Genomic DNA, 25,507 nt, shown 5'->3' with positions numbered 1-25,507 from the left:
GGAGATCTCGTTTCGCTGCGGGGAAGCCGCAGGTCAAACGGGGGGCAATGGGCCCATACAGGGCAAAGTGAAATCTCCTTTGCCCCACCTAGTAAGCAGTCAGCCGTTTAAGCGGTTCATGATGCATTTACCTGATCTATCGTCATGTGGCAGTCAATCTTCTAGATTGACGATCCTGGTGCGCAATTGGCGCTGAATGCCTGTGTGACAGATGCCACGCGCGGTAATCGCGTGTGGATTTTCCGTGCCCATGGGCTGCACAATCTGCTGGTTATTCATCGGTTTTCCCCGCGCGACGGCTCCTTCGGCCCGATCGGCGGCGGAAGTGGGGGTCTCATGTCTTCGTCCAGCAAGGGACGTCCGTTCCGCCTGCCCTCACGGGGCAGTGGGCTCGCTGCACGGCAGAGCGGCTCCCGACGCGCCGGACGGGCCACGCGCCGCCGCGCCGGTGTCGTGATCTCCACACTGCTGGCTCTGTCCATGTTGCCGACCCAGGCATGGGCCTTGCCCCCGGTCGATCCCACCACCCACTCCGTCGAGCTGCCAGATCTCCAGACGACCGATCAGACGCTGCCGGATGAGGCGAAGACGGAGGAGCTGACCAACTGGTCGGGGGCGCCTGCCGATCCCCCCGCCGAGTACAACCCCACCGCTGTCACGCCGCCAGTGCAGGACGCGGGATCGGTCAGCCTCGACCAGGCCGGCGATGAGCTCGTCCAGATCGAGGACCTTCCCGTCAAGATCGGTCAGGCGACGCCGACGGCTGAGGACCCCATCCCTCCTGCGCCCTCCGGTACGTGGGATGTCGGCGTCCAAGCGCGAGAGGCAACCGAGTCCGCAGGAGTGGACGGCGCACTCATCACCGTCACGCCCCCCGCGACCGGATCCACCCCGGTCGATGTCGAGCTGGATTACGGCGCCTTCGAGGACCTCTACGGCACCGAGTGGGCCTCCCGCCTGGAGCTCAAGCAGCTTCCCGAGTGCTTCCTCACCACACCAGAGCTCGAGGAATGCACCACCGCAGTGGAGGTGCCCAGCACCAACGACCCCTCGACCGGGACTGTGCGGGCCACCGTCGACCCGGCCACAGCGCCGGTCCAGGGGCTGTCTACACACGCCGGCGGCGGTTCCATGGTCCTGGCCGCCACCGACTCCGCCGCGGGCATGGGCGGCAGCTACAAGGCGACCTCGCTCTCCCCGTCCGGTTCCTGGACCGCCGGCGGCAGTGGCGGCGGCTTCTCCTGGACCTACCCCCTGGCAGTTCCCCCACCGCCGGCCGGCCCGGCGCCGAAGATCGCCTTCTCCTACTCCTCCCAGGCTGTCGACGGCAAGACGTCGGTCGCCAACACCCAGGCGTCATGGATAGGCGACGGCTGGGACTACCACCCCGGCTTCGTCGAGCGCCGCTACCGGCCCTGCTCCGACGACCGGAAGAACAGCCCCAACAACGACAACACGACCGACAAGAAGAAGTCGGACCTGTGCTGGGCCAGCGACAACCTCGTCCTGTCCCTGGGAGGCTCGAGCACCGAACTCGTCCGCGACGACACCACAGGCAACTGGGTCCCGGCCAACGACGACGGCGCCAAGGTCGAATACCTGGCCAAGGACGGCACAGCCAAGGCAAATCAGACCGGCAAGTACGACAGCGAATACTGGCGGGTCACCACCCGCGACGGCACCCGCTACTACTTCGGCCGCAACGACGTCGACGGCAGCAGCGGCACCCGTGCCGTCACCAACTCGGCCTTCACCTTGCCCGTATATGGCAACCACACCGGCGAGCCCTGCCACCAGACCACCTACGCAGCCTCCTCCTGCATGCAGGCCTGGCGATGGAACCTCGACTTCGTCGAAGACGTCCACGGCAACGCCATGATCATCGACTGGAAGCAGGAGCTCAACCACTACGCCCAGAACAGCAAATACAGCACTCCGCAGAGCTACGTCCGCGGCGGATACCCCACCCAGATCCTCTACGGTCTGCGCGTCAGCAACCTCGCCGGCGCCCCGGCAGGAAAGGTCGAGTTCGCAGTAGCTGAGCGCTGCATCAAGGAGGGCACCACCTCCTGCTCCCTCGCCGAATTCGAGTCCAAGAACTACGAGGACAAGCAGCCCTGGTGGGACACCCCCGCCACGCTCCACTGCAAGAACACGATCACCAAGTGCTACGTCAGCGCGCCGACGTTCTGGACCCGGCAGATGCTGACCGCCGTCAAAACCTACGGCCAGCGCACCCCGGGCTCCACCGCCCTCTCCCTCGTCGACATCTGGAACCTGACGCAGTCGTTCCCCAAGCAGCGCACCGACACCCACCCGCCACTGTGGCTGGAGTCGATCCGCCGCACGGGCTACGCCGCCACCAAGGACGACGAAGGCAACCTGACGACCACCCCCCTGCCCGCCGTCTCCTTCCTCCCCAACGTCCAGGACATGCCCAACCGCGTCCGCACCAGCACCACGGACGCCACCCCCGACTTCGACCGCCTGCGCGTAGATACGATCCGCACCGAGACCGGCGGCGAGATCTACGTCGACTACTCCACCCCCTGCACCGTCGGCGCCACACACCCCGACCCCGACACCAACAAGACCCGCTGCTTCCCGGTCCACTGGTCACCCGACCCCGACCTTGAGAAGCCGCCACTGGAGTGGTTCAACAAGTACGTCGTCGACCGCGTCGTCGAGAAGGACCGCGCCACCCGCGCGCCGGACGTCGTCACCACCTACACCTACGACCAGACAGGCGGGGCGGCCTGGGCGAAGGACAACGACGAGTTCTCCAAGCCCGAACTGCGCACCTACAGCCAGTGGCGCGGCTACGGCAAGGTGACCGTCACCCGCGGCGAGACCACGAACACCGGCACCGCAGGCGCCACCGTCCAGTCCAAGGCCGAGACCCGCTACTTCCGCGGCATGTCCGGCGACGCCGGCCGCCCCACCGTCACGATCAAAGACTCGACCGGAACAGAGACCCTGGGCGAGGACCTGCCCGCCCACCAGGGCCGCGTCGCCGAGACGATCACCTACACCAAGGCCGGCGGAACGGTCGACTCCCGCCAGCTGACATGGCCATACGCGAAGAACACCGCCACCCGGGTACGCGGAAACGGACTGCCCGATCTCCACGCCTATCGGACAGGCACGATCCGCACCGACGCACTCCAGACGGTCAGCGCAGGCGAGCGAACCACCAGAACCCAGACCACACACGACGACACCTACGGCCTGCCCAAGGCCACCCACACCTACGCGCTTGGCACCGACGGCACCACCAAGACCGACGAGTCCTGCACCATCCCCACCTACGTCCACAACACGGCCAAGAACATCATCGGCCTGCCCCAGCGCGTCCGCACCACGGTCGGCTCCTGCACCGCAGCGCCACTGGCGACCGGTGACGGGATCGTCTCCGACACCCGCACCTCCTACGACGCCCTGAACGCCTTCGGCACCGCACCCACGAAGGGCCTGCCCTTCCAGATCGACACGATCGACGGCAACGGCTCCGGCTGGATCACCACGGCCCGCACGGAATACGACCCGCTGGGCCGGCCCACCAAGGTCACCGACGCCAAGGGCAACATCACCACCACGGCCTTCAGCCCCTCGACCGGTCCCGCCTTCGAAGTCACCACCACCAACGCCAAGACTCACCGGACCATCTCTGCCCTCGACCCGGCCCGCGGCTCGGTCCTGACCGCCACCGACCCCAACGACCGCAAGGTCACCAGCACCTACGACGGCCTCGGCCGGATCACCGCCCTCTGGTCGCCCTCACGCCCGGTCAGCCAAGACGCATCGGTGGTGTTCGACTACCAGATCAGCAACAGCAAGGTCCCGGCCGTCACCACCAGCACCCTGCGGGACAACGGCACCTACGCCGACTCCGTCACCCTCTACGACGGCCTGCTCCGCCCCCGCCAGACCCAGACCGAAGCCCTCGGCGGCGGCCGCATAATCACCGACACCCTCTACAACTCCACCGGCACGGTGTCCGAGACGAGGAGCGGCTACCTCGCCGCCGGCGAGCCCACCACCGAAGTCTTCGTCCCCCTCTCCCTCACCGAAGTCCCCCACTCCACCGAAACCGCCTACGACGGCCTCGGCCGCGCCGTGCGCACCACGACGCTGTACGAAGGCGACCCCCAGCACACCAGCACCACCCAGTACGGCGGCGACTACATCCTGGCCCGCACCGCCATGTCACTGGACGGCACCACCCCCCTCTCCGGCAGCCGCGCCGTCAAGACCTCGACCGACGCCCTCGGCCGCACCATCAAGGTCCAGCACTACAGCACCACCAACCTCACCGGCCCCCAGCCAGCCGCCATCGACACCCACTACACCTACGACCAGCGAGGCAAGCTCTCCAAGGTCACCGACCACAACGGCAACAACTGGAGCTACACCTACGACGTCCGCGGCCGACTGACCGCCTCTGCGGACCCCGACATGGGCCCCTCGAGCTTCGGCTACAACGAACTCGACCAGCAGACCTGGACCAAGGACGGCCGCGACCGCGCCCAGCACACCCTCTACGACGAACTCGGCCGCACCACAGAACTACGCGACGACTCCACCACCGGCCCCCTCGTCACCAAGTGGACCTACGACTCCCTCCCCGGCGCCAAGGGCCACCCCGTCGCCTCGACCCGCTACAACAACGGCGCCGCCTACACCAGCGAAGTCACGGGATACGACACCGAGTACCGGCCCACCGGCTCCAAGATCACCATCCCCGCCACCTCCGCCACCACCGGCCTCGCCGGCACATACTCGTACAGCAGCACCTACACCGAGACCGGCCAGCCCCAGTCCGTCACCCTGCCGGCCACCCCCGGCGGCCTGCCGGCGGAGAAGGTGATCACCCGCTACAGCGGCGAAGGCGCACCCCTCACCACCTCCGGCCTCACCTGGTACACCGCCGGCACCGTCTACAGCCCCTTCGGCGACGTCCTGCGCACCGTCTCCGGCCAGGCACCCCGACGGATCTGGACCACCAACGCCTACAACCCCCACACCGGCCGCCTGACACAAATCGAGAGCCACCGGGAAGCCACCATCCCGAACTCGCGCATCTCGACCCTCACCTACGGGTACGACACCGCCGGCAACGTCACGTCCATCCAGGACACCCAGACCGACATCAAGAACAACGCACCGGTCACCGGCACCGAACAGCAGTGCTTCTCCTACGACCCCATGGGCCGCCTCGTCCACGCCTGGACCGGCCTCACCGCATGCCCTAAGGCCTCAGCAGCCCAAGGCGCGGGGCCGAACCTCACCCAGGTCTCACCCGGCATCAACAACGGCGGCTACTGGCAGTCCTACGAGTTCGACGCCATCGGCAACCGCACCAAACTGACCGATCACGATCTGACCGACCCGGCGCTCGACGATGTCCACACATACACGAATGGCCGGACCGAAACCAATAACGGCACCCAAGCTCCCAGCACCGCCCAGCCACACACCATGGGCAAGACCGACTCGATCGTGCGCACCGCCACATCCACGGTCACCTCTCAGTCGACATACGCCTACGACCCCTCCGGCAACACCACCCAGCGAGTCATCGGCGGCGACACCCAGGCACTGCAATGGGACCGCCGCAACAAGGTCACCTCGGTAGACACCGACAACAACGGCACCGCCAACGTCACGTACCTCTACGACGCATCCGGCAACCGCCTCATCGAGGACGACGGAACCACCCGCACCCTCTACCTCGGCGACACCGAAATCACCGTCAACCAGACCGGCCAAGCCCTCGACGCCCAGCGCTACTACGGACACCCCGGCGCCCCCACCACCCTGCGCACCACCGGCGGCAAGACCAAGCCCACCGACCACAAACTCACGGTCCTGCTCTCCGACCACCACAACACCTCGACCACCGCGGTCGAACAGACCAACAACCAGGCCCTTACGCGCCGCGCCTACGACCCGTACGGAAACCCCCGCGGCACCAGTCCCACCTCCTGGCCGGGCCGCCACACGTTCCTGGGCACGGGCGTCGATGACCCGATCACTGGCCTGACCCACATCGGCGCCCGCGAATACGACGCCGCCTCGGGCCGCTTCCTGTCAGCCGACCCGATCATCGACATCACCGACCCGCTCCAGATGAACGGGTACACCTACGCCAGCGGGAACCCCACAACACTGAGCGACCCGTCGGGCCTCTACGCCGGCCCTTGCACCAACGTCTGTCACGAATACGACGGCGGAAAAGAGACCATCACCTACGACGACGGAAGCAAGAAGGTCGAAGACTCCGTCACACAGACCGTCACTCTGTACGAGTACAGCTACGGGAACGCAGGCTGGGAGACTTGCACCAGGTCCACCAACTCCTCAGGCTGCAATGGCGGGTACTCTCAGGCAGCAATCGCTCACGACCGCTCAGAAATAGTCAAGCTGAGCGCGTCACAGAACCTCCACTTGCTCGCTGATCTCCTGGGGCTCTTCCCTGGAATCGGTACACCGGTAGACATAGCCAACGGAATCGGCTACGCCGCGGAAGGTAGCTACGGCGAGGCCGCCTGGAGCCTGGGTGCTGCACTACCGATCGCCGGGGATCTGGCACAGGCCCTGCGCAAGGGACCGAAGTGGCTGAAGGGCCTACTGAAGGGGTCGCGAGACCGCAAGGGTTGGACCGGTACACCTGCGCAGTGCGTGACTGGAAAACACAGCTTCACTGAGGGCACTCAGGTCCTTCTCGCCGATGGATCCAGTAAGCCCATCGAGGACCTCGAAACTGGCGACGAAGTCCTGGCTACAGACCCAGAAACAGGCGAAAGCGCAGCCAAGGCCGTCACCGCCACCATCTTCACCAACGATGACAAGGTCTATGTAGACCTCGTCCTCGAAACTGGGAACGGTGCAAGTACTCTCACCACAACGGACCACCATCCGTTCTGGTCCGCATCCGCACATGCATGGATCGATGCCGGCGACCTCAAGCCAGGCATGACCCTCCGCACCGACGACGGCAGCACGGTCACGCTGCGGGCTAGCCGCACGTACGATGCTGCTCAGGACACCTACAACCTCACCGTTGCGAGCATCCACACGTACTATGTGCTGGCGGGGGCTACGCCGGTACTCGTGCACAATTCCGGTCCGAATTGTGGAGTGCCAGCTGGCGGCAAAAATGGAGACCGCCTCGGCGGCGAGGATTTCCACGGAAGTGACTACAGTCTCGACGAGATGGTTGAGTTCGTGAACGGGCACACGGGTGGGGGGAATCCGGCAATGGGGCGTCCGTCTGCCACCGAAGTTGAGACGACGCTTCGACAGGCCGGCCCGCGCCAGTTGGACGGGCAGAACTCGTCAAGGTTTGACCACAATGGCGTCCGCGTAATTATCAACTGGGATATGCCGTGGAAGTCCACGTCGTATTACCCTGGCAGGTGAATGAATGAATATAAGCGAGCGAGGCGAATGGCTCGGATACTTCCTGACGGATATGGATATTCGTCGACTGGAAGGCGTCTCAGTTCCAGTCGCCCCGGAGCGGGCTCTAGGGCTGGTTGAGCTGCTGGAGAGCTGGCGCAATCACGTTCTCAGGATCGAGGCAGAGGTTGGGCTACCAGATTCTGACAGGACGGTGTGGGGCGTCTATGATTTGCTTGCCGCCCTCGCGCTCAGGAGCTTCGTCTTTCGTGGCATGAAAAACATCGACTCGAATTTCCTTGAGGGATTCAGGCTGGCACTCGATGATGCCGACTCCAGATTTATGCAGTTCACTGAAATTGATGAATCTGGAATTGTTCGTCGCCTCGATGGCGGTGAGCGATCGAATGGTGAATGGTGGTGGGATCGAGTTCCCCGGGTTGGCCCGATCCGTCGAGATGTAGAGCGATTCAAATCGTCATCGTGACTCAATTTCGAGCTGTTGAAATGAAGAGGACTCGATGGCGACCCTAAGGGCTGTCCCGTATCTGCTGGTCACGGAGCTGCCCACGCTGCGGAAACTGCGTAGCTACTGAGTTCGCGGTGCCGGTATCGTCCGGTCTCTCGACCCGCCATACCAGCGGCCTATGTTCAGAGAGCGATGCACATGACCAGCCAGCAAGCAACGACGACCCTGTGGCGCCCCACCGGCCCTAAGGAGCTGGATCTGGTTCGGGAGCTGAACTACCGTGCGTGGCCGCCCCGGCTGCCTGAGCAGCCGATTTTCTACCCGGTCCTGAACGAGGACTACGCGATCAGGATTGCCCGGGACTGGAACGTGAAGCACGACGGCGCAGGCTTCGTCACTCGTTTTGAGGTCGAGTCGGGGCTCTTGAGCCGGTATCCCGTCCAGCAGGCCGGCGGGCAGACGATCCTCGAGCTCTGGGTTCCGGCCGAGGAGCTGGACGACTTCAACGCCCACATCGTCGGCGAGATCCAGGTGGTCCACGAGTTCCGCTGAGGCGGGGAGGGATGCTGGGGCGGCACGCCGGGCCGGTGCGGTGATCCCGGCGTGGCTGGTGTGATCACGGCGTCGGAGCCGTCCTGGATAGCCCCGTTCACCGGGCTGAGCCCGCGTGCCTTCGGGAAGCTGGTAACCGTGCTGTGGCGCGACGGTGCGGACGCGGTCCGCAAGGGTCGACCGTGGGGCCTGTCCGTGGAGGACCGGGCGCTGCTGGTCGCGGCGTACTGGCGCACTAACTTGACGATACGCCAGCTCGCGCCGCTGTTCGGGGTGTCGAAGTCCGCGGCGGACCGTGTGATCGACCATCTCGGTCCCAAGCTCGCGCTTCAGCCCCGCCAGCGGTTCGCCAAGGACGCCGTGCTCATCGTGGACGGCACCCTGGTGCCCACTCGCGACCACACCGTCGCCGAGCAGTCGAAGAACTATCGCTACTCCACCAACCACCAGGTCGTCATCGACGCCGACACCCGGCTCGTCGTCGTGGTCGGCCGACCGCTTCCCGGCAACCGCAATGACTGCAAAGCCTGGGAGGAGTCCGGGGCTAAGGCCGCCGTCGGCAACACCATGACGATCGCCGACGGCGGCTACCCGGGCACTGGCCTCGTGATGCCTCACCGCCACCGCAAGGGCGAGGAACTACCCGACTGGAAGCAAGCACACAACAAGTCCCACAAGCAGGTCCGGGCCCGCGTCGAGCACACCTTCGCCCGCATGAAGACCTGGAAGATCCTCCGCGACTGCCGCCTCAAAGGCGACGGAGTCCACCACGCCATGCGCGGCATCGCCCGCCTGCACAACCTTGCTCTCGCCGGATAAACGAGCGAGACACACGGCAGCCAAGCACGCCCGAGGTGATCCAAAGATTATCTACGGGACAGCCCTTAGCTCAGCGTGAGGGATGCATGCGGCGTCCTGTTTTGGCTTCGTGATCGAGGGGTGCGCGATGGCGTCGGTGCTGGGAATGCTGGAGGAGCGGGAGACAGCGGCCCGAGTGCGGGTGGAGGGACTGCGGGAGGAAGCCGCCCGGCTGGCTGGGGTGCTGGAGGCCGCAGAGATCGAGCTGGACCGGCGGGTGATCGCGCGGGAGGAGCTGATGGAGGCCCTGGCGGCCTCGGCTGCCGAGACCACTGCCGTGACCGAGGCCGCGGCGGAATCCGCGCCCGCGCCGGTGCCGGGCTCGATCGTGCCGCCTTGGCATGAAGGACTGCCGGTGACGGTGTTAGCGCCGGACTACCAGGGGATTCTGGGCGTGCTGGAGGAGCGGCAGTCCGCGGGCCAGCAGCCGCTGAAGGCCAGGGAGATCACGGCTCGGCTGGGCTTGGAGACATCGTCGGCGAAGGTCGAGGGGGTGCGCTCGAAAGCCCGGCGGCTGGCCGAGCGCGGGTGGCTCCTGCTTGAGGCGTCCGGGGCATTCAGTGCCGGCCGGCGGCCCGTGGCCGTGCCAGACGCCGGCTCATCCGCGTGACCATCGACCAATGGATCATCGCCTCGCTGCTGGCCGGCAGCGTCTCGTAGTCCCGGGCCAGCCGACGTGAATGCATCAGCCACGCGAACGTGCGCTCTGCCACCCACCGCCTGGGCAGCACCACGAAGCCCGTCATGTCATCGGTGCGTCTGACGATCTCCAGGGTCAGGGCGAGTTTCTCCCGTGCCCAGTCGACCAGGCCACCGGTGTAGCCGCCGTCAGCCCAGACCAGGGTGATGTCGCGGTGCAGGCGCCGCAGCCGCCTCAGCAGGCCCGTTGCGGCGTCCCGGTCGCCGATGTTCGCGGCGGTCACCGCGACGACCAGGAGCAGGCCGAGCGTGTCGGTCACGATGTGCCGTTTGCGCCCGGGCACCTTCTTCCCGCCGTCGTAGCCACGTGAGGCGGCCGGCACCGTCGCGGCGGCCCGCACCGACTGCGCGTCGATGATCCCCGCCGTGGGGGAGGCCTCACGGCCCTCGCGTTCACGCACCCTCCTGCGCAGCCGGTCGTGGAACTCGGTGATCAGCCCGTGCTCACGCCAGCGGCGGAAGAAGGCATAGACCCGGCCCCAGGCGGGGAAATCCGCGGGCATCGCCCGCCACGAGATCCCGCCCGCGACCAGGTAGCGGATCGCGTCCAGCAGCTGGCGGTGGCAGTAGCCCTCAGGCCGCCCGCCCCTGCCCTGAAGCCAGGTCGGCACCGGCAGCAACGGCCGGACAGCCGCCCACTCCGCGTCCGTCATGTCCGACGGATAGCGGCGCACCCGGTCCGGATGGTCGGCCGCGTTGCCGTACACGTGCGCGAGGCAATCGCACGACACGGCGGGCAAGTTGAAGTGAAGGGGGTCGGGCACGTACAACAACGACAACAGGGTCTCCGGAACCGCTCGGATGGGATCGCACCCCCGAGCTACCAGGAAGCCCTGCCTTCATGCACGCACGGCCGGAAGACCACCCGACCAGGAACTCTGTTCGACCGGGCGGTGCGGCGGCTCCACGAGGAGGACCAGCCGGCCCTGGTCGTGGACGTACGCGCCGGGGCCGACGGACGCCACGGGGTGTGCGCCGACGCCCGTACGCCCTCGGCACCGCCGCTGGTCGCGTACTGCTCGGCTCCGCGCGGGCGCGCTGCCCGCTACTGCGCCCAGTCGAAGACGCCCGACTCCAGGTCGATCTGGGCGTTGCCACCGCCGAAGTTGACCCCGCCGACGCCGTCCTCCAGCTCGAAGACGTACGGCGTCAGCCCCTCCGGCAACGTCTGGCAGGGCATCACCGTTCCGCCGAGGTGCGAGATGCCCTCGACGGACGACCAGAACGCATCGAGATCCTTGTCGTCCGAGGACCAGGCCTCCACATAGCCGCCCTCGCCGTCCTCCGCCGGGGCGATGCCGGTGTTCGGGTCGCCGGTGCGCTCCCCGATCCAGACCGTGATTTCGGGGGCGCTGTCGTCCCAGGCGTTCTGGCCGCGGCTGTACTTGTCGCCGAGGCCGTCCGGCCGGATGTCGGCCGGGGGATCCATGCGGGGCGCGGCGAACTCCGCGGCGGTGAGCCAGATGAGCGCGTGCGCGCCGCCGATCACGTCCTCCAGGTCCTGCTGCCGGGGGTGGCGGGCTGCGGCCGTCGCGGCCACCGCGGCGAGGAACGGATCGGCGGCCTGCTCCGGGGTGGGCACGGTGCCCGCCAGCAGCTCGTCCACGCCCTCGATGTCGTCGGCGACGTGGTCGTCGGCGTGGAAGAAGGAGACGGCTACCAGGTCCTGGCCCTTGCGCCGGTAATCCTCCGGCAGTTCGAGGGTGATGACATGGGTCATCGGCAGTCCCGTGACAGGGCTCCGGGGCCAGGAGGCCGTTCCGATGCCGGGCGCACGACCGCCGCACCACCCGGCGACGCGGGCCCCGGGCAGATCGATCTCGACGGGCTTGCCGGGCCGGACCGACAGCGCGTCCACGGACTCTCCGAACCCCAGGTCGTATGCCTTCACTGTGTTCCTCGTTCATTCCGTTCGACTGCGACGGTGCTCAACCTACTTGAGGCCTCCGACAGTCCCCGTCCCCGTCGTTCCCGCTCGGTCCGCCCGGGCACCCGAACCAGTCTGCTCGTACACCAGCCGCCCACTCCGCGTCCGTCATGTCCGACGGATAGCGGCGCACCCGGGCCGGATGATCGGCCGCGTTGCCGCACACGTGCGCTTGGAAGATCACCCGACCAGGAACTCTGTTCGACTTGCACGTTCCAAGATCGATTGAGATACGGCTTCTTAGAACCGCTAACGAAATGAGTGACGGGGAACGCTAGGCTCACGTGACATGAGTCAGAGCGGTTCGCAAGCGGCAGCATTCTTCCGAGATGCTCGTCAGAGCGGAGTGGTCTGGTTTGTCCGGGATGACGAGGGAAGCCCGGCTCCCCTCTCCGCGGACGGGACGCGAAGTCTTCCCTACTGGTCGACCTCAGCCCGCGCCCAGAGGGCGGCGACGATCTGGGGGCATGGGCTACGTGTTGAATCCATGCCCCTGGACGTCTGGCGCGATCGCGATCTGCCTGATGCCGCCCGAGAGGGATACGTGATCGGCATCAACTGGAGCGGACCGCGCCTCGTCGGCTGGAGCTTCACCCCGATGGAAGTTCTCAACCGACTGGCGGCGGGTGACTAGCCCACGGCGCCGCTCAACACGGAGCGCAGTCGCCGCCAGCAGATGAGCGCGCATCCGAGGGTGAGGAAGGCTTCGTGGATGTCGTCGCGGATCTCCCAACGGATCCGTAGACGGCGAAACCAGTGCAGATGAGCGAACGCGCGCTCCACGACCCAGCGTTGGCTGCCGAGCCCGGAGCCGTGCTCGGTGCCACGACGGGCGATCAGCGGCTTCACTCCGAGGTCCCAGACCAGGCGGCGGTACTTGTCGTGGTCGTAGCCGCGGTCGCCCAGCACCACGTGATCAGGTGGTGTTTGCTGCCCGTCCTGCCCCGGTCGACAGGGCTTCGTCCGGTTTTGGCTTCCTCTTTAACGCGCGGATGTGGGAGCCGTCGACCGCCGCCTGGAGAAGTCCAGGGCGTTCGCGCTGCGAAGCTTGGACAGGAGGGCCTCGTGCAGCCGGTGCCACACGTCGGCGTCGGACCACTCGGCCAGGCGGCGCCAGCAGGTCATGCCGGAACCGAAGCCGAGTTCCTGCGGCAGGTGTTCCCAGGCGATCCCGGTGTGCAGGACGAACAGGATGCCCTGGAACACCAGCCGGTCCGGATGCCGCTTGCGCCCCAGATGCCGGGGCCGACGCTCAACCTTGGGAAGCAGCGGCTCGATCACCGCCCACAGCTCGTCATCGACTTCCCACGGCTTCGGCCGCGCCACCCCGCACCCCCGGATCATCGGTCCTGGAGTGATCCAACCATCTCGAAGATCATTTCGTTAGGAGTTCTTAGCGACACTTCTCCCTGACGAGGCGACCAGGGACACGGTCGGGGGGTCAGACGCCGTGGGCCCGTCGGCAGAGCTCAGGGATTCCGTACGGGACCTGGATGCGCTCGGCGTCACGGCAGAGCTGACGCATGTCGGCAGGCGCCGCGGCCGGGCGGCTCGGAGCAGTCCGCGTGGGCGTTTTCGTCCTGGGCTTCACGCGAGGCCCATCGTTGGACCGCTCCTTCGGCAGCTGCCAGGCGGTACGCGTCGGCCGGGCGGGCGCCTGCTCAGCCGGTGGCCTCACGGTCGCGGGCGGCATGCCCGGCCGAACACCAGGCCGGCCGGTGTCGGACGGGATGGAGCTCGGGCTTGGTTCGGTCGCGCTGAGCACTTCGCGGGGTACCGCCTGAGTGGGTTCAGGCCAGGCGGTGGGCAGCGGTGCGGGCGGCCTCTCCTCGGCGGGAGCGATCCTCGCGGGGGGCCGTGCGGCGGTTGGGTCCGGGCCTGGAACGGCCACACAGCCGGTCACAGCCAGGAGTACGCCAAGAAGAAGACGGGCGGTGCAGCGGGGGTGCATAGGGGCACGATCGCGGAATCTCCGGCGCTGTGGAGTGCGACGGGCGGGAGATCCACCGTGACGAGTGATCAAGCAGCGCACATCGCGCCTGCGGCCGTTGGCCTACCTGAGTAGGCATCCCCGGCCACGCAGCAGGGGGGCGTGCCTTGTGCACCCTCCCGCCGCCGTCGGGCTCCAGGCCTCCGACACCCTGTCGGGGCGGCATCGAGTCCAGGGCCGACACCGGGCGCTGGGGAGATGCCGCGCCAGGTATGCCTGGGCGCGACATCTCCACGGTGTTCAGGTCAGCACGAGGAGACGGACATGTGGAACAGGTTGAGCAGCTCGCGGACCAGCCCGCCGGCCAGTGTGGCGGAAGCGGCGTAGAAGGCCGCCTGCCCGAGGCCCTGGACAAGACGGTGGCGGGCACGTCGCCGCTTCGCGGCGGGGCGGTGGGTACGGTGGGGCATGACGGTCTCCGTTTCAGGGGATGAGTCGGCGGCGCCCCGCACCGCGTGTTCCTGGCAGGGATACGGTGCGGGGCGCAGTTTCTGCTGGTCCCAAGCCTTATGGCTGACGTGCGCTGAATGCAGCTCCCGAGGCTCGAATCTCGATGTAAGTTCGGCGCCATGAACGGGAATCGGGCCGCCACATGGGTCGAGGGAACCTCCGCCGATCTGGTTGCCGACGCGCTCGCGCTGGGCCTGAAGGTCAGTCCCAGAATGGTGACCTCCTGGGTTGAGGACGGCCTGCTCGCAAACCCCGAGCCGCGTAAGACCAGCGCGCACGGCAGCGATCCTCGAGTCTTCCCGCCCGAGCAACGCGAGTTGTTCACCCGACTTCTCGAAGCTCGCGAGCGTTCCCCTCTGGGCCGCATCCCGCAGCGCTGCCTGGTCCGCGTCGTGCTGTACCTGTGGCTGATCGACGACACGATCGTGCTCACCTCGCAGGCGCGCCGAGCCTGGCGTACGCATGCGCGCGCCACGGGCCAGACGACCGCTGTCCGACGGGGCGAGAACGCCCGCGCCATCGTTGATCAACTCGCCCACCCCGCAACCACCCTTAAGCAACGGCGCGCCGCTCAGCTCGTCATTGAGGAAGGCGAGCGGACCGGCCGGATCGACATCAAGAGACTGACCGCAGTCCTCTCGACGTTGAACTCGCCCTGGCCGGTCAAGCCGGGCATGCCGAGGATCGAACGTGCCCGTCCCGGTCCCTTCGGGCCGGTTACCGTCCAGCACCACATCGCGATGTGGAAGGCCCGCGAGCAAACATTTCGCCAGCTCCGGCACGAAGAGATCGACGAAGCCAAGCTCGACCGAGTGCGCGCCGTCTTCAGGCCCAGCTGGGCGGACTTTCAGGCCAGCCGGTGTGCCATGGCGGCCATCGGCGCCGGAGAGTTCGAGGCGTACTTCGCAGAGCCCGACACCTTGGAGGGACGCGCGATCGAGGCAGTCGATGCCTTCGTGGGCGAGCTCGCTGGCGCATTGGAGCTGACCGAAGCCGCCTTTTATAAGGCAGAGGCGGCACGCGCCAATCTGGCGCGGTGATGACGGATATCAGGAGCCCGGCGGCGAACCCGAGCAACCCCATCGACCACTCCACGACGTTCCCCTCGGCACTCTTCAACCGGCACCCGGAACAGGCTCCGGATCAGGTGCCTCCCGTTCTCGTGAACATCGACCCCGCCCCGATCCAACCGCCTCCCGAGGAGGTGAACAACTGCCGTCCAAACTCGCGAACGAAGCCAGCTGACAGAGACCAGAACTGCCCTCTCAGTCAGAACGAGCTACACCCAACGGACATCGCCTCACGAACCTCCCTCTCAGAGCGCCTTGGGCGTCGCAGGTGGGTCATCGAGCGGACCACGTCCTGGCTGACCGGCTACCGCCGGCTCAACTACCGCTACGAACGAAACCCCCGCAACTACCTGGCCTTCCTCGGCCTCGCCGCGGCCAGCTGCTGCTTGAAACGACTCCTCACGCTGACCATGGAGGACACGGTCTAAGGTGTCGGCGGCAGTGAACGGACAACGTCATTTCCCGTTCCTCAAGGCCGAGATCGCTTTGCAGACCCTGACCGTCTTTCTGCAGGCTCTCTCCGCAGGTCTGCTGCTGACTTCCGCCTACTGCGAGACCCTGCAGGGCCCGTGTGATGTACGGCGCGACGATGCGCCCCGCAGCCGCTTGGCCGAGGTCCGCGCCGGCAGCGTGGTCTTCCCGCCACTGGTCTCCCCAGGCATAGGCGGGCCGTCGGTGGTTTCCACACGTGGGCCGACCTGTCGCAGGTGGCGGGTTCGCTGGCATCAGCCGCCGTGAGATTTCGGGCGGATGAGCAGGAGGGCGATGTCGTCGTGACGGGGTGCGTCCTGTTGGGCGTGGTGGATGAGGGTGTCGGCGAGGTCGTCCAGGCTCTGGGCGTTGGCCTGGGCCAGGTGTTGGGCGGGTTGGTGGGTGGTTTGGTCGATGTCGGTGCCGGGGGTTTCCACGAGTCCGTCGGTGTACAGGGCGAGGACGGTTCCGGGTGGGAGGGGGATCTCGGTGGTGGGGTAGTGGGCGTCGGGGTCGATGCCGAGCAGCAGCCCCGGTGGCAGTCTGAGGGTTTCGGTGCGTCCGTCGGGATGGCGGAGCAGTGGTGATGGGTGTCCGGCTGTGGCCAGTCGGGCGCGGTGGTGTGGCAGGTCAAGGTGGGCGATCAGGCAGCTGGTGAACAGGCGCGGGTCGAGGTCGGTCACGAGGCGGTTGGTGTGGGCGAGTACGGTGCCGGGGGATGTGCCGGCGCTGGCGTGGGCGTGGACGGCGGTGCGGACTTGGCCCATGAGGGCGGCGGCGGTGTCGTGGCCCTGGACGTCGCCGATCGCCGCGACGGCCGTCGTGGGCGAGCTGCGGATGAGGTCGTAGAAGTCGCCGCCGATCTCCGTGCCGTGGCCGGCGGCAACGTAGCGCGCGGCGACGTCCACGCCTTGGATGCGGGGCAAGATGTGGGGTAGCAGGCCGGCTTGCAGGGTGCGGGCGAGGGTGTGGGTGGCGTCGTAGAGGCGGGCGCGGTCCAGGGCTTGGGCGATCAGTCCGGCCAGCGAGGTGATGATGGCCCTTTCTGCCGGGGGGAAGGGGCGGGGCTGGTCGTAGGAGAGGATGAGTGCGCCGATGGTGATGAGGCTCCCTGAACCTCCCCACCCCACGCTTCAGGCGGTGGCCAGAGTTGCTCACTTTGATTCCCCACCTACCGTGACTGTCGACCGTTCTCGACGGAGTTCTTCGGCCCGCTCGTCAGGTATCCGGCGGCCTGAAGAGGCGCCGCCGGCTCCGGTTCCGAAGGGCAGGCCACCCTCTTGCTTACCTTACGGGTCGACCCGTAAAGTAAATGCCGTGAGCTCCTCGCTGCCCTCCAGGGGGCGTCCCAGGGATCCCCGATCGCACGAGGCGATCATCAGCGCGACAGTAGAGCTGGTGGTCGAGGTCGGCTACGCCGCGACATCGATCGGAGCCGTGGCCGCGCGGGCAGGTGTCGGCAAAGACACGATCTACCGGCGGTGGCCGGGCAAGCCGGAGTTGGTCTTCGAGGCCGTCTTCACGACCACCGACGATGCTCCGCCCCCGGACACCGGATCGCTGGCCGGGGATCTGACCGTGCTGCTACAGGGCCTGGTCGACGAGTTCCGCGCGCCTGCCGCCGCGGCGGCACTCCCGGGGCTGCTCGCCGACTTCGCCGCCGATCCGGAACTGAAGGCGCGCATCCGCGGTGATTTCCTGGCCCCGTCGAAGGAGCGGCTGCTGGTTGTCTTCGAATGCGCCGTGCTGCGCGGGGAGATCGCGGCCGAAACGCCCGTGGACCTGGTCCTGGACACGCTGGCAGGAGCCGTGTTCTTCCACGTAGGGCTGGTCGGCGAGCACCCTGACCCGCAGCTGGCCGCACTGCTGGCCGCTGTCGTGGCCAAAGGAATCGAGGTCCGATGAACGGCTGGCTTCTCGCGGCAGGGATCACCGCGCTCGGCGTGGCCGCGGTGCACATCGTCGGCGGGCACCGCGATGTGGTGCGCCCGCTGCTGACCTGCGGTCTCGCGGACGAACCCAAGCGTGTCCTGCACGCCGTGTGGCACATGGTGAGCGGAGACCTGGTGCTCTCCGGATTCGCTCTGCTTTACCTCTCCCTGACGGACGGTAGGCCGGGTACCGGCCTGGTGGCGTGGTTCGTGGCCGCGCACTTCATCGTGTACGCGGCAGTCTTCTTGATCGTCACGCTGACCGTCGGCTGGCCCAGACCGCTACTCCGCCTACCGCAGTGGATTCTGCTCCTGCCAGTCGCAGTGCTGGCAGCGGCGGGTGCCGCGTAGCCACCGCCCGGAGACCTCCTGCGGCCGCCGCGTTAAGAGGTCCTCACAGAAGCCGTTGATGGTGTGACTGTCGGCTTGGATGGTCGTTGGTCCGTTCGTGGCGAAGCGGAACTCTCGGCCGTGGGTCGTGTCGGATGAACTGTGGCTGCTGATCGAGCCGTTGCTGCCCATTGCGGCGCCGAAGCTGGTGGCTGGGCGGCCTCGGGTGCCCGACCGGCAGGCTCTATGCGGCATCCTCTTCGTGCTCCACACCGGCATCCAGTGGGGGTACCTGCCCCAGGAACTCGGCTTCGGCTCCGGCATGACGTGCTGGCGGCGGCTTGCCGCGTGGAACGAGGCCGGCGTGTAGGACCGGCTCCATGCCGTCCTGCTGACGAAGCTGCGGTCAGCGAAGCAGCTGGACTGGTCCCGGGCGGTGATCGACTCAACCCATGTCCGGGCCGCTCGGCGCGGCCCCAAAGCGGACCGAGCCCGGTCGACCGAGCACGTCCGGGCAGCAAACACCACGTCCTCGTCGACGGACAGGGCATTCCCTCGCAGTGTCACTGACCGGCGGAAACCGCAACGACGTCACCCAGCTGATGCCCTTGCTCGCGAAGATCCCGTCCGTCGCGGCTTCGACGCTGCCTGAGCAATCCTGATTTGTGCTGCTGACGGGGCACGTTCGTCCGTACCTGCCTGAGCACTTTCTGGAGTACACCGACACCCGGGCGCGCAAGGAGGTGACCCTCGCCCTCTACGACAGCCTGGTTGACAGGATCCGCATCGACATCACCAAGTACAGCGTCGAGAACGACCTGCCCCTGCGGACCAGGGAAGAGCGTCGGGCACTGCTGGATGCTCCCGCCCCGGTCGGTACTGACACCATCGAGGGGCGCAACTACATCCTGGACAGGCTGGACGAGGGGGCCGCGGCGGTCCTGGCCATGCTGAAGACTCCTCCCAACAGCCCCGAGTACGCCGAGAAAACGCACGAGGCGCAGATCGGCCCTGATCAGGGCACAAAACGCACGGGAACGGCTCTCCAGCACACTCATGGCGAAAATCGTCACCAACGCCACGGTGGACACCACCAGCCCGTGACGATGGTCTGCCACCAGGGCCGTCTCCCGCACCCGTATCCCGGGGCCGGCGCTGCTCGGTGGACCCGAAAGCGCTGCCATGGGGAAGCCTCCTCTTGGGATGAACCGACTGCATCGGCGGGGCCCGCCTGCTGTCGTGGTTGCGGGCCCCTGTGGGGAGGAGCAGCAGACCGCAGCGCAGGAAGCGTTCCCCGCCCTCGACCGAGCCGCGAGGCTGGGTGGATAGTGAGTCGACAAGCTCGACGGCCCGGGGCGCTGGCCTGGCCTTTGACCGGCACCCAGCCAGCTGTCCTATCGGCTGCCGCGGAATCTCCGCGCAGGTCAGGGACCGGTTGAGACTTCACGCCGGATCGTGCGCCAAGGCCTTCCGGCAGAGCATGCAGCGTGGTTCCGGCCGATCAGGAGTAGGCCTGTTCGGTGATCTTCTCCGGGGTGATGATGGTGTCGCGTTCGTAGTGCGCCAGGGCCAGGCCAAGGCCGAAGAAGGTCGGAGCCCACTCCCCGACGAAGATGCCCCACCGATCGGCACGTTCGATGCCGGCCGCTTCGGCTTTCGCCGAGACAAGCCACGAGGTGAACGACAGGCCGATCGACACGAACGCTGCCGTGTAAGCGTGCTCACTCCGCATTCCAGCTTCGTGCAGCTTCTTCACGATCATGGCTGCTCCCCTGCATCGTAGGGTTCCGCAAATTCAGCGGACTGGGATGGTTCGGACAAGCTGTACCTGGGGTTCGGTCCGACACCAGCCGACGGATGCGGGCATTCCCGGAGAACAGATCCGCTCACCGCTGAGGGCGGTCGCAGGGACGTCCCCGTCCACGGTTCCGGTGGACCTCAGGGGGCTATTCGGGCGGTTCGGGATGCATCCCGATTGGGGCGAAGGCAGCACAGAGCCCCACCTCCTGCACGTCGGCGGAGTGTGGGGGCTTGCCCTTGCCGCCTCCCGTGCGGCCGGCTCGTGGAGAAGTGAGTCGGCGGGCTGGGGCAGCGTCAGGTTGTGCGACTAGTCATCTGGCCGCCGCCGTACGCCTGGTCGACACCGGTGACGCCCTCCTCGCACGCTCGATCATCTGCCGCCTGGTCGGACGCCCCGAGAACCGCCCCGGACCGCGCAACCCCGGCCGCCCACCCCCGCGTGCTACCGGTGGCCGCCACCGGCGCACCCCGGGCCCGTCACCTCGACCACCGTCCGGGCGATCCCCGCAACGGCCACAGAGCCGCGTGACAGACAGCATGCCTGCGGGGCGGCAGGCGCTCCTTCTCCGGCCGACGTAGGACCCGGCACCGAGCAGCGTGCCCCCGGAGCCTCCAGCGCCGGGCGCGGCCGCTGCCCCACCGACACCGACACCGGGGCGGGGGCGTGCCCGAGCTCGCCCGTATCTGTCCCTGCATGCCGCAAGGCCCCGGCCTCTCCGTCCGGACGGAGAGGCCGGGGCCTTGCGCCATGCAGGGACAGTGCCTAGTGGCGGAAGGTGTCCTTGATGTCTTCCTTGGCGTGACGGGCGTTGCCCTTGGCCTGTTCGGCCTGACCTTCACCGGTCATGCGCTCGTTGCCGACAGCGCGACCGACGGTCTCCTTGACCTTGCCCTTGGCCTGCTCGGCGTGGGCCTTGCTCTTCTCCGTGCCCGACATGGGGACCTCCTCGTCAAAGTAACCGGATTGGTCGTGGACTCCTCCTACTCGCCAGATCCCTCCCTAAACACCGGGCGGCGACAGGCCGGCCAGCACGCGGGAAAGAGCGCGACAACCGCCTGCACCGAGGAACCAGGCCAACCGCCCGCAGACGCCGTCGGCGGCCAGGCCGGCGAAACGCCTCCCGCCGGACCACCGCGCTTCTCCGTCCCCGCGGACGGCGAATTACACAACGCGGTGAGCGCCTTCACCAGCCCCTCGGCAGGTTGGCCGGTGTCACCAGGATCGCTCGACTGGCTGCTCCCCGTTCCCGTCGTGCAGCGCCGGAGGAAGAGGTGCTGAGGCCCATGACCGGAGCCCTCCCTCTGGCTTACGCCCACTCCATGCCCAGCTCCCGCAGCGCGTCCAGCTGTTCCTGGGTGAGCTTGTCCCGCCTGGCACGGAGGTTCGATGTCCACACGCCCAGCTTCACCGGCACCGGCTCAGTCTGGCCGTCGACGGTGATCTCGACGACCGCTCCGCGGGGCACAGGCCGGTCCGCGCCTTCCCGTTCCACCCACTGTGCGAGGGCGGCGAGGCCGCGTTGGAATGCCTGCTGTGCCTTGCTCGGGTCCTTCTTCGCGCGGGTGGCCGCAGGGGCGGGAGACGGGGCCTCAGCGGGCTTCACTCCCAGCGCGGTGAGCCGTTCCTGTTGCTCGGTGGACAGCTGCGCCCAGGTGCTCGCCTTGCGTTGCCGTGCGAGCCATCGTCCGAGGTCGTCTCCGTCGAACAGCACGCCCGGCTGGATGTCGGGCAGGAGGCCGTGGGGTTCGTCGGCGGCGAGGTGGGTGAGGACGCGGTGGTGGCGTTGCCAGTCGAGTGGCCATGGGCAGTTCCAGTCGGGGTCGACCGTGGCGAGCTGTTGCGCGCGCACGGCGGCCCGCTCCGGGTCCTTTCCCAGGCCGCCTTTCCGCCGGAGGTTGGCCATGTGCTGGCCGACCGGGACCATCGGCTCGTCCTCGCCCCAGACCGCGTCCTGGCGTGGCGCGAGGTGCCCGGTGGCCCGCCGGAACGACCGCAGCGCGGCGAGCTTGGCCTCCCACGCCTCCTCGCCCGGCTCCCAGACCATCCCCGCCTCCGGCAGGTCGAGGAGCGTCTTGCGCCGCCCCTCCAGCTCACCCGCGCGCAGCACCTTGCGCTGCTGGTGTACCCAGCGGCCGAGCGGAAACGCCTTCGTCGCCCCGACCTCGACTTCGACGTCATACGGAACGGCGTAGACGCCCGTGATCTCGTTCTCTCTCCGCCAACGGATCAGGGCTTGATAGCCCTCCAGCCAGACCAGGGATTCGGGCCGGTAGACCCGGGTGCGCAGGAAGGCCGCGATCGTCGCCGGGTCCCGTGGAGAAGAGAAGCGCAGCAACGGCGACTCGCCCCTGCCGCCGGCCCGATCGCTGTCCTGGTCTTCTTTCTCGCCGTCCCAGCCGGTGATGCGCCCGGCCTCGTCGCGCTGGAGGTGGACCGTGCGCTTGCCACTGGTGAGCGCACGGGAAGCGAGCTGTTCGACCAGACGTTCGTCATGTGAACGCAGACCCTGGAGAACCGCCACAAGGGGGCGGAACGAGGCGCTGGCGATCATGTCGGTCGGGTCCTCGCCGGGCTCCAGGAAGACCGGGACGATGATCCGCGCGACCTTGGTGGTGCCGTCCTTGTTGAGGCGGAGGGCGCGGCCGATGTTCTGGACGATCTCGACCTGTGAGCCGCGGGTGTCGGCGAAGCAGATGGCCTCGACTCCGCGTTCGCCGGTGATGTCGACGCCTTCTCCGAGGACGCGGCAACTGGCGAGAAACGCCCGGTGCACGCGGTGGCCGGTGGCGTCGATGCCGTTTGCGAACTGGCTTAGGACTTCGCGGCGTTCGGTGACGAGGTGGTCGCCGCACAGCCACGCCGCCCACACGCGGTCCGGGGGCACGTGCCGGCCGGCCTCGAGCTCGTAGAACCGGGCGTCGATCGAGGAGGCCGGCAGCCTCTGCATCTCCTGGTCCGCCTCCGCCTCGGCCGCTGTATCCGCTGCCGCTGTCCCCGTCTCGGCCGCTGCCTGGGTCGACGTGTCCGTGGCATACAGCGCGGCCGCCGTCTGCGGCAGCTTCTCCGCGAACGCGGCGGCTTCCTCGACCTTCTGGTGGAACGTCATGACCGTACGGAGGTTGTACGCCGCGGCGTGTTCCAGGAGCGCGGTCTGCAGCAGGGCCAGGCGCCGGCCCCGCTGCGCCTCTTCGGGTTCCCCTAGGGCGGGGGAGGGGTCGCGGATCTCCAGGACGTCGATCTCGAACCCGGCGAGGATGCCCCGCTCGATCGCCTCGGCCAGTCCGAGCTCGGCGATCCAGGGTCCGTAGGTGTGCGAGTCCTGGCCCATCGACGCGATCTCCAGCTCTTGGCCGTCCGTACTACGCTGCGGCCGGGGCGCGGCGAGGATGCGCGGGGTGGCGGTGAGGTAGAGCCGGAAGTCGGCGGGGATGCGGGTGTTGTCGTGGATCGCCGCCCACGGACGTCCGAGATCACCCGCGGTCGTGTGGGCCTCGTCCACGACCGCCAGGCCGAGCGGGGCCATCTGCTGCCCGTACAGCCGCGCCCCGCCCGCCAGCGCGGCCTCCAGCGGTCCGCGAACAAGCCCCTGGCCCATCGGTGCACCGAGGTCCTCGCGGTCCACCAGGGAGGCGTACGTGGCGAACACGACCACGGGCCCGTGCCCGGCCCACAGCGCGAGCTGGATCGGGTTGGTGGTGGTGCGCACCCCCAGCTCGTTCAGTACAGGGTCGTTCTCCAGCGAGCACACGGCGACCATGGGGGAGCGGTGGCCCACCCGGCGCCATTCCTGGGCGGTCTGCACGAGCAGGTCCAGGGTCGGCACGGTCACCAGGATCCGCCCACGGGGAAAGCACTCCAGCGCACATACGGCGGCCGTGATCGTCTTCCCGGACCCGGTCGCGGACACGATCGTGCCCCGCGCCCCCTCCGGAGGGACAGATGATCTTGCGGGGAATCCTGCCCATTTCCGGAAGGCCGATTTCTGGTCCATCTGATGTTCTCGGAGCTGGATCACACGGATTTCCTACTGCCTTCCCGGCCCGGCTTCAGCAGACGGCGCCACGACCCCACCCCCGACGCTCCCGTGGGAGCGGACGGCATCGGGTAGCGTTCCCGCCCCCCACCCGCCGGCAGCTCGTCCTCGAACTCACACGCCGCCACAGCCTTCCAACCCCCACCCCACAGCGCCTCCAGCACCGCCGTGACTCCAGCCACCACCGCACCGGGCTCCGCCCCCGAGCGCGCCTCGCACTCCAGCACCGTGGGCCACTCGAGAAACTCGAACGGGTGCGCCTTCCCGCCCGTGGAGTAGCCGTTACAGGCGCCGTCCACCCGCAATGGCCCCACCGCCAGGCCTCGCCCCCCACCACCGGCCCCGAGACGTTCCCTCAGCCAGGTCACGACCGTCGAGTCGTCCGCCACATCGACATAGACCGAGCAGTCCTCATATGAGACGCCACTGTTCTCGCTCACCACGCCCCCTCCCCTCCAGCTCATCCTCAGCACACGGCGAACTGTCCGCCCCCGGCCACGCAGACGCCGACCCCAGGCAGCCGCCCTCACCAACCATGCTCGGCAGCGCCTATGACATCGTGTCCGACCTGCCGAGCGAGGTGCCGCGCCCGGTCCACCTCACAGGGCCGGACGTGGACGTAACACGGTGTCGCCTGAAGCCGGCTCATGATTGGCATCGACTCCGAAACAGGCCTGCACCCCGGTTCGTGAGCGCTCAGCACCGAGGCCGAGTTCAGGCACTGCCGGCCAGCTGAGCGCCATCCCATGCGATCTGCCCCCAACCCGCCCGGCACAGCACCTCCGCAGCCCGCTCCAGCAGATCACTCTCCACCGGCTCCTCCACCGAAAGCATCATCGGCACCAGACGAGCCAGCACCGAGGCGTCATCCGGAAGGTCGACACCACGAAGATACTCACCGCCTCCCGAGAACCAGCCCCGCGGAAACACGCTGCGCGCCCACACGACGCCCTCGACCCGAAGCAACTCGGCGTCCAGATCGACGCCAGCCCCCTCCCACAGCTCCCCACACCCGACCAAAGACACGGCAGCAGCGATCACCGCCGCCACATCCCCACCCTCACTCCTGTAGACCGGATAAGCCTTCGCATCGCCCACAGCGACCCCGCCTCTCCTCGACAGGAAATCAGAAGGGACATCCAATCATTCCTCCAATGCTACATGCTGCATCAGAGACGCCCCACAATCCAAGCCGACACAAGGCAGCAGCCGCCCCTCCAACCAGCCGGTCCGCGCAAGCGGGCCAAACGGCCCTGAAGGCACAGCCGGAAGGACCGTTGAGGCGGGGGAGCGCAGCGGACCCGCCGACCCCCGGGCTGAAGCGAAGCGAAAGCCCGGAAGCCAGGGCGAAGCCCACAGCTTCGAGAGCGCAGCGAACGAAGCATCACCTCCGGTGCGCAGCACCGGAGGTGAGTGGTCCGCGCAGCGGACCACCAGCGCTCACGCGGAGCGGGAGCGCAACCACCGCGCGCAGCGCGGTGGTTCGCTTGCACACCGCGCAGCGGTGTGGTACCCGCTCCGCGGG

Annotated in this window: 18 protein-coding genes and 4 pseudogenes; 11 read left to right on the top strand and 11 right to left on the bottom strand. The window is 67.7% G+C overall.

Features of this window, described 5'->3' with window-relative positions:
- The first annotated feature begins 204 nt into the window (after positions 1–204).
- The 5 genes from ACZ3IJ_RS08870 (at position 205) to ACZ3IJ_RS08850 (ending at position 9,890) form a co-directional block, all read left to right on the top strand.
- Positions 205–7,422, top strand: a complete 7,218-nt coding sequence (locus ACZ3IJ_RS08870; protein ID WP_467466988.1) for a polymorphic toxin-type HINT domain-containing protein — start codon at positions 205–207, stop codon at positions 7,420–7,422.
- Between the two features lie 4 nt (positions 7,423–7,426).
- Entirely contained in the window at positions 7,427–7,888 is a 462-nt protein-coding gene (locus ACZ3IJ_RS08865) for a hypothetical protein (RefSeq protein ID WP_467466987.1), read from the top strand.
- Between the two features lie 180 nt (positions 7,889–8,068).
- On the top strand, positions 8,069–8,422 hold the full coding sequence (locus ACZ3IJ_RS08860; protein WP_467466986.1) for a hypothetical protein: 354 nt from the start codon (positions 8,069–8,071) through the stop codon (positions 8,420–8,422).
- Between the two features lie 51 nt (positions 8,423–8,473).
- On the top strand, positions 8,474–9,241 hold the full coding sequence (locus tag ACZ3IJ_RS08855) for a transposase (RefSeq protein ID WP_467466985.1): 768 nt from the start codon (positions 8,474–8,476) through the stop codon (positions 9,239–9,241).
- 127 nt (positions 9,242–9,368) lie between these two features.
- Complete coding sequence (locus ACZ3IJ_RS08850; protein WP_234309385.1) at positions 9,369–9,890, top strand: hypothetical protein; 522 nt, start codon at positions 9,369–9,371, stop codon at positions 9,888–9,890.
- On the opposite strand, the gene ACZ3IJ_RS08845 is transcribed toward ACZ3IJ_RS08850, so the two are convergent.
- Both ACZ3IJ_RS08845 and ACZ3IJ_RS08840 read right to left on the bottom strand, forming a co-directional pair.
- On the bottom strand, positions 9,838–10,632 hold the full coding sequence (locus ACZ3IJ_RS08845; protein ID WP_467467650.1) for an IS5 family transposase: 795 nt from the start codon (positions 10,630–10,632) through the stop codon (positions 9,838–9,840). The genes ACZ3IJ_RS08850 and ACZ3IJ_RS08845 overlap by 53 nt on opposite strands.
- A 392-nt stretch (positions 10,633–11,024) precedes the next feature.
- A complete protein-coding gene (locus ACZ3IJ_RS08840; RefSeq protein ID WP_043224315.1) occupies positions 11,025–11,870 on the bottom strand; it encodes a hypothetical protein in 846 nt (281 codons plus the stop codon).
- A gap of 325 nt (positions 11,871–12,195) precedes the next feature.
- Here ACZ3IJ_RS08840 and ACZ3IJ_RS08835 point away from each other — a divergent pair, with 325 nt between their 5' ends.
- The gene (locus ACZ3IJ_RS08835; RefSeq protein WP_467466984.1) at positions 12,196–12,540 is read left to right on the top strand and encodes a DUF2750 domain-containing protein; all 345 of its coding nucleotides are present in this window, start codon (positions 12,196–12,198) and stop codon (positions 12,538–12,540) included.
- On the opposite strand, the pseudogene ACZ3IJ_RS08830 reads toward ACZ3IJ_RS08835, so the two are convergent.
- Both ACZ3IJ_RS08830 and ACZ3IJ_RS08825 read right to left on the bottom strand, forming a co-directional pair.
- Positions 12,537–13,250: pseudogene (locus tag ACZ3IJ_RS08830) on the bottom strand (IS5 family transposase). The gene ACZ3IJ_RS08835 and the pseudogene ACZ3IJ_RS08830 sit on opposite strands and share 4 nt — an antisense overlap.
- Positions 13,251–14,141: 891 nt before the next feature.
- Entirely contained in the window at positions 14,142–14,306 is a 165-nt protein-coding gene (locus ACZ3IJ_RS08825; protein WP_467466983.1) for a hypothetical protein, read from the bottom strand.
- A 159-nt stretch (positions 14,307–14,465) separates the two neighbouring features.
- On the opposite strand from ACZ3IJ_RS08825, the gene ACZ3IJ_RS08820 reads away from it, so the two are divergent.
- Both ACZ3IJ_RS08820 and ACZ3IJ_RS08815 read left to right on the top strand, forming a co-directional pair.
- The gene (locus ACZ3IJ_RS08820) at positions 14,466–15,386 is read left to right on the top strand and encodes a hypothetical protein (protein ID WP_467466982.1); all 921 of its coding nucleotides are present in this window, start codon (positions 14,466–14,468) and stop codon (positions 15,384–15,386) included.
- 275 nt (positions 15,387–15,661) lie between these two features.
- A pseudogene (locus ACZ3IJ_RS08815) lies at positions 15,662–15,844 on the top strand (transposase); the annotation flags it as partial.
- Between the two features lie 297 nt (positions 15,845–16,141).
- Here ACZ3IJ_RS08815 and ACZ3IJ_RS08810 read toward each other — a convergent pair.
- Positions 16,142–16,984, bottom strand: a pseudogene (locus ACZ3IJ_RS08810) (PP2C family protein-serine/threonine phosphatase); the annotation flags it as partial.
- Positions 16,985–17,204: 220 nt separating this feature from the next.
- On the opposite strand from ACZ3IJ_RS08810, the gene ACZ3IJ_RS08805 reads away from it, so the two are divergent.
- The 3 genes and pseudogenes from ACZ3IJ_RS08805 to ACZ3IJ_RS08795 form a co-directional block, all read left to right on the top strand.
- Entirely contained in the window at positions 17,205–17,792 is a 588-nt protein-coding gene (locus tag ACZ3IJ_RS08805; RefSeq protein ID WP_467466981.1) for a TetR/AcrR family transcriptional regulator, read from the top strand.
- On the top strand, positions 17,789–18,169 hold the full coding sequence (locus ACZ3IJ_RS08800; protein ID WP_467466979.1) for a hypothetical protein: 381 nt from the start codon (positions 17,789–17,791) through the stop codon (positions 18,167–18,169). The genes ACZ3IJ_RS08805 and ACZ3IJ_RS08800 overlap by 4 nt, the downstream gene beginning before the upstream one ends.
- 79 nt (positions 18,170–18,248) lie before the next feature.
- A pseudogene (locus ACZ3IJ_RS08795) lies at positions 18,249–18,780 on the top strand (IS5 family transposase); the annotation flags it as partial.
- Here ACZ3IJ_RS08795 and ACZ3IJ_RS08790 read toward each other — a convergent pair.
- From ACZ3IJ_RS08790 to ACZ3IJ_RS08765, 6 genes are all read right to left on the bottom strand, one after another.
- A complete protein-coding gene (locus ACZ3IJ_RS08790) occupies positions 18,712–19,332 on the bottom strand; it encodes a hypothetical protein (RefSeq protein WP_467467678.1) in 621 nt (206 codons plus the stop codon). The pseudogene ACZ3IJ_RS08795 and the gene ACZ3IJ_RS08790 sit on opposite strands and share 69 nt — an antisense overlap.
- A 317-nt stretch (positions 19,333–19,649) precedes the next feature.
- Entirely contained in the window at positions 19,650–19,910 is a 261-nt protein-coding gene (locus ACZ3IJ_RS08785; protein ID WP_467466978.1) for a hypothetical protein, read from the bottom strand.
- 801 nt (positions 19,911–20,711) lie between these two features.
- Positions 20,712–20,885, bottom strand: a complete 174-nt coding sequence (locus tag ACZ3IJ_RS08780) for a CsbD family protein (protein ID WP_391801284.1) — start codon at positions 20,883–20,885, stop codon at positions 20,712–20,714.
- Between the two features lie 370 nt (positions 20,886–21,255).
- Positions 21,256–23,940, bottom strand: coding sequence for a helicase associated domain-containing protein (locus ACZ3IJ_RS08775; RefSeq protein WP_467466977.1), 2,685 nt, complete (start codon positions 23,938–23,940; stop codon positions 21,256–21,258).
- A 20-nt stretch (positions 23,941–23,960) separates the two neighbouring features.
- A complete protein-coding gene (locus ACZ3IJ_RS08770) occupies positions 23,961–24,422 on the bottom strand; it encodes a hypothetical protein (RefSeq protein ID WP_467466976.1) in 462 nt (153 codons plus the stop codon).
- Between the two features lie 274 nt (positions 24,423–24,696).
- A complete protein-coding gene (locus ACZ3IJ_RS08765) occupies positions 24,697–25,080 on the bottom strand; it encodes a hypothetical protein (protein WP_467466975.1) in 384 nt (127 codons plus the stop codon).
- Positions 25,081–25,507: the final 427 nt, after the last annotated feature.

It is taken from the genome of Streptomyces sp. NPDC013317 (assembly GCF_055563155.1).
This window is presented reverse-complemented; position numbering and strand designations above follow the sequence as displayed.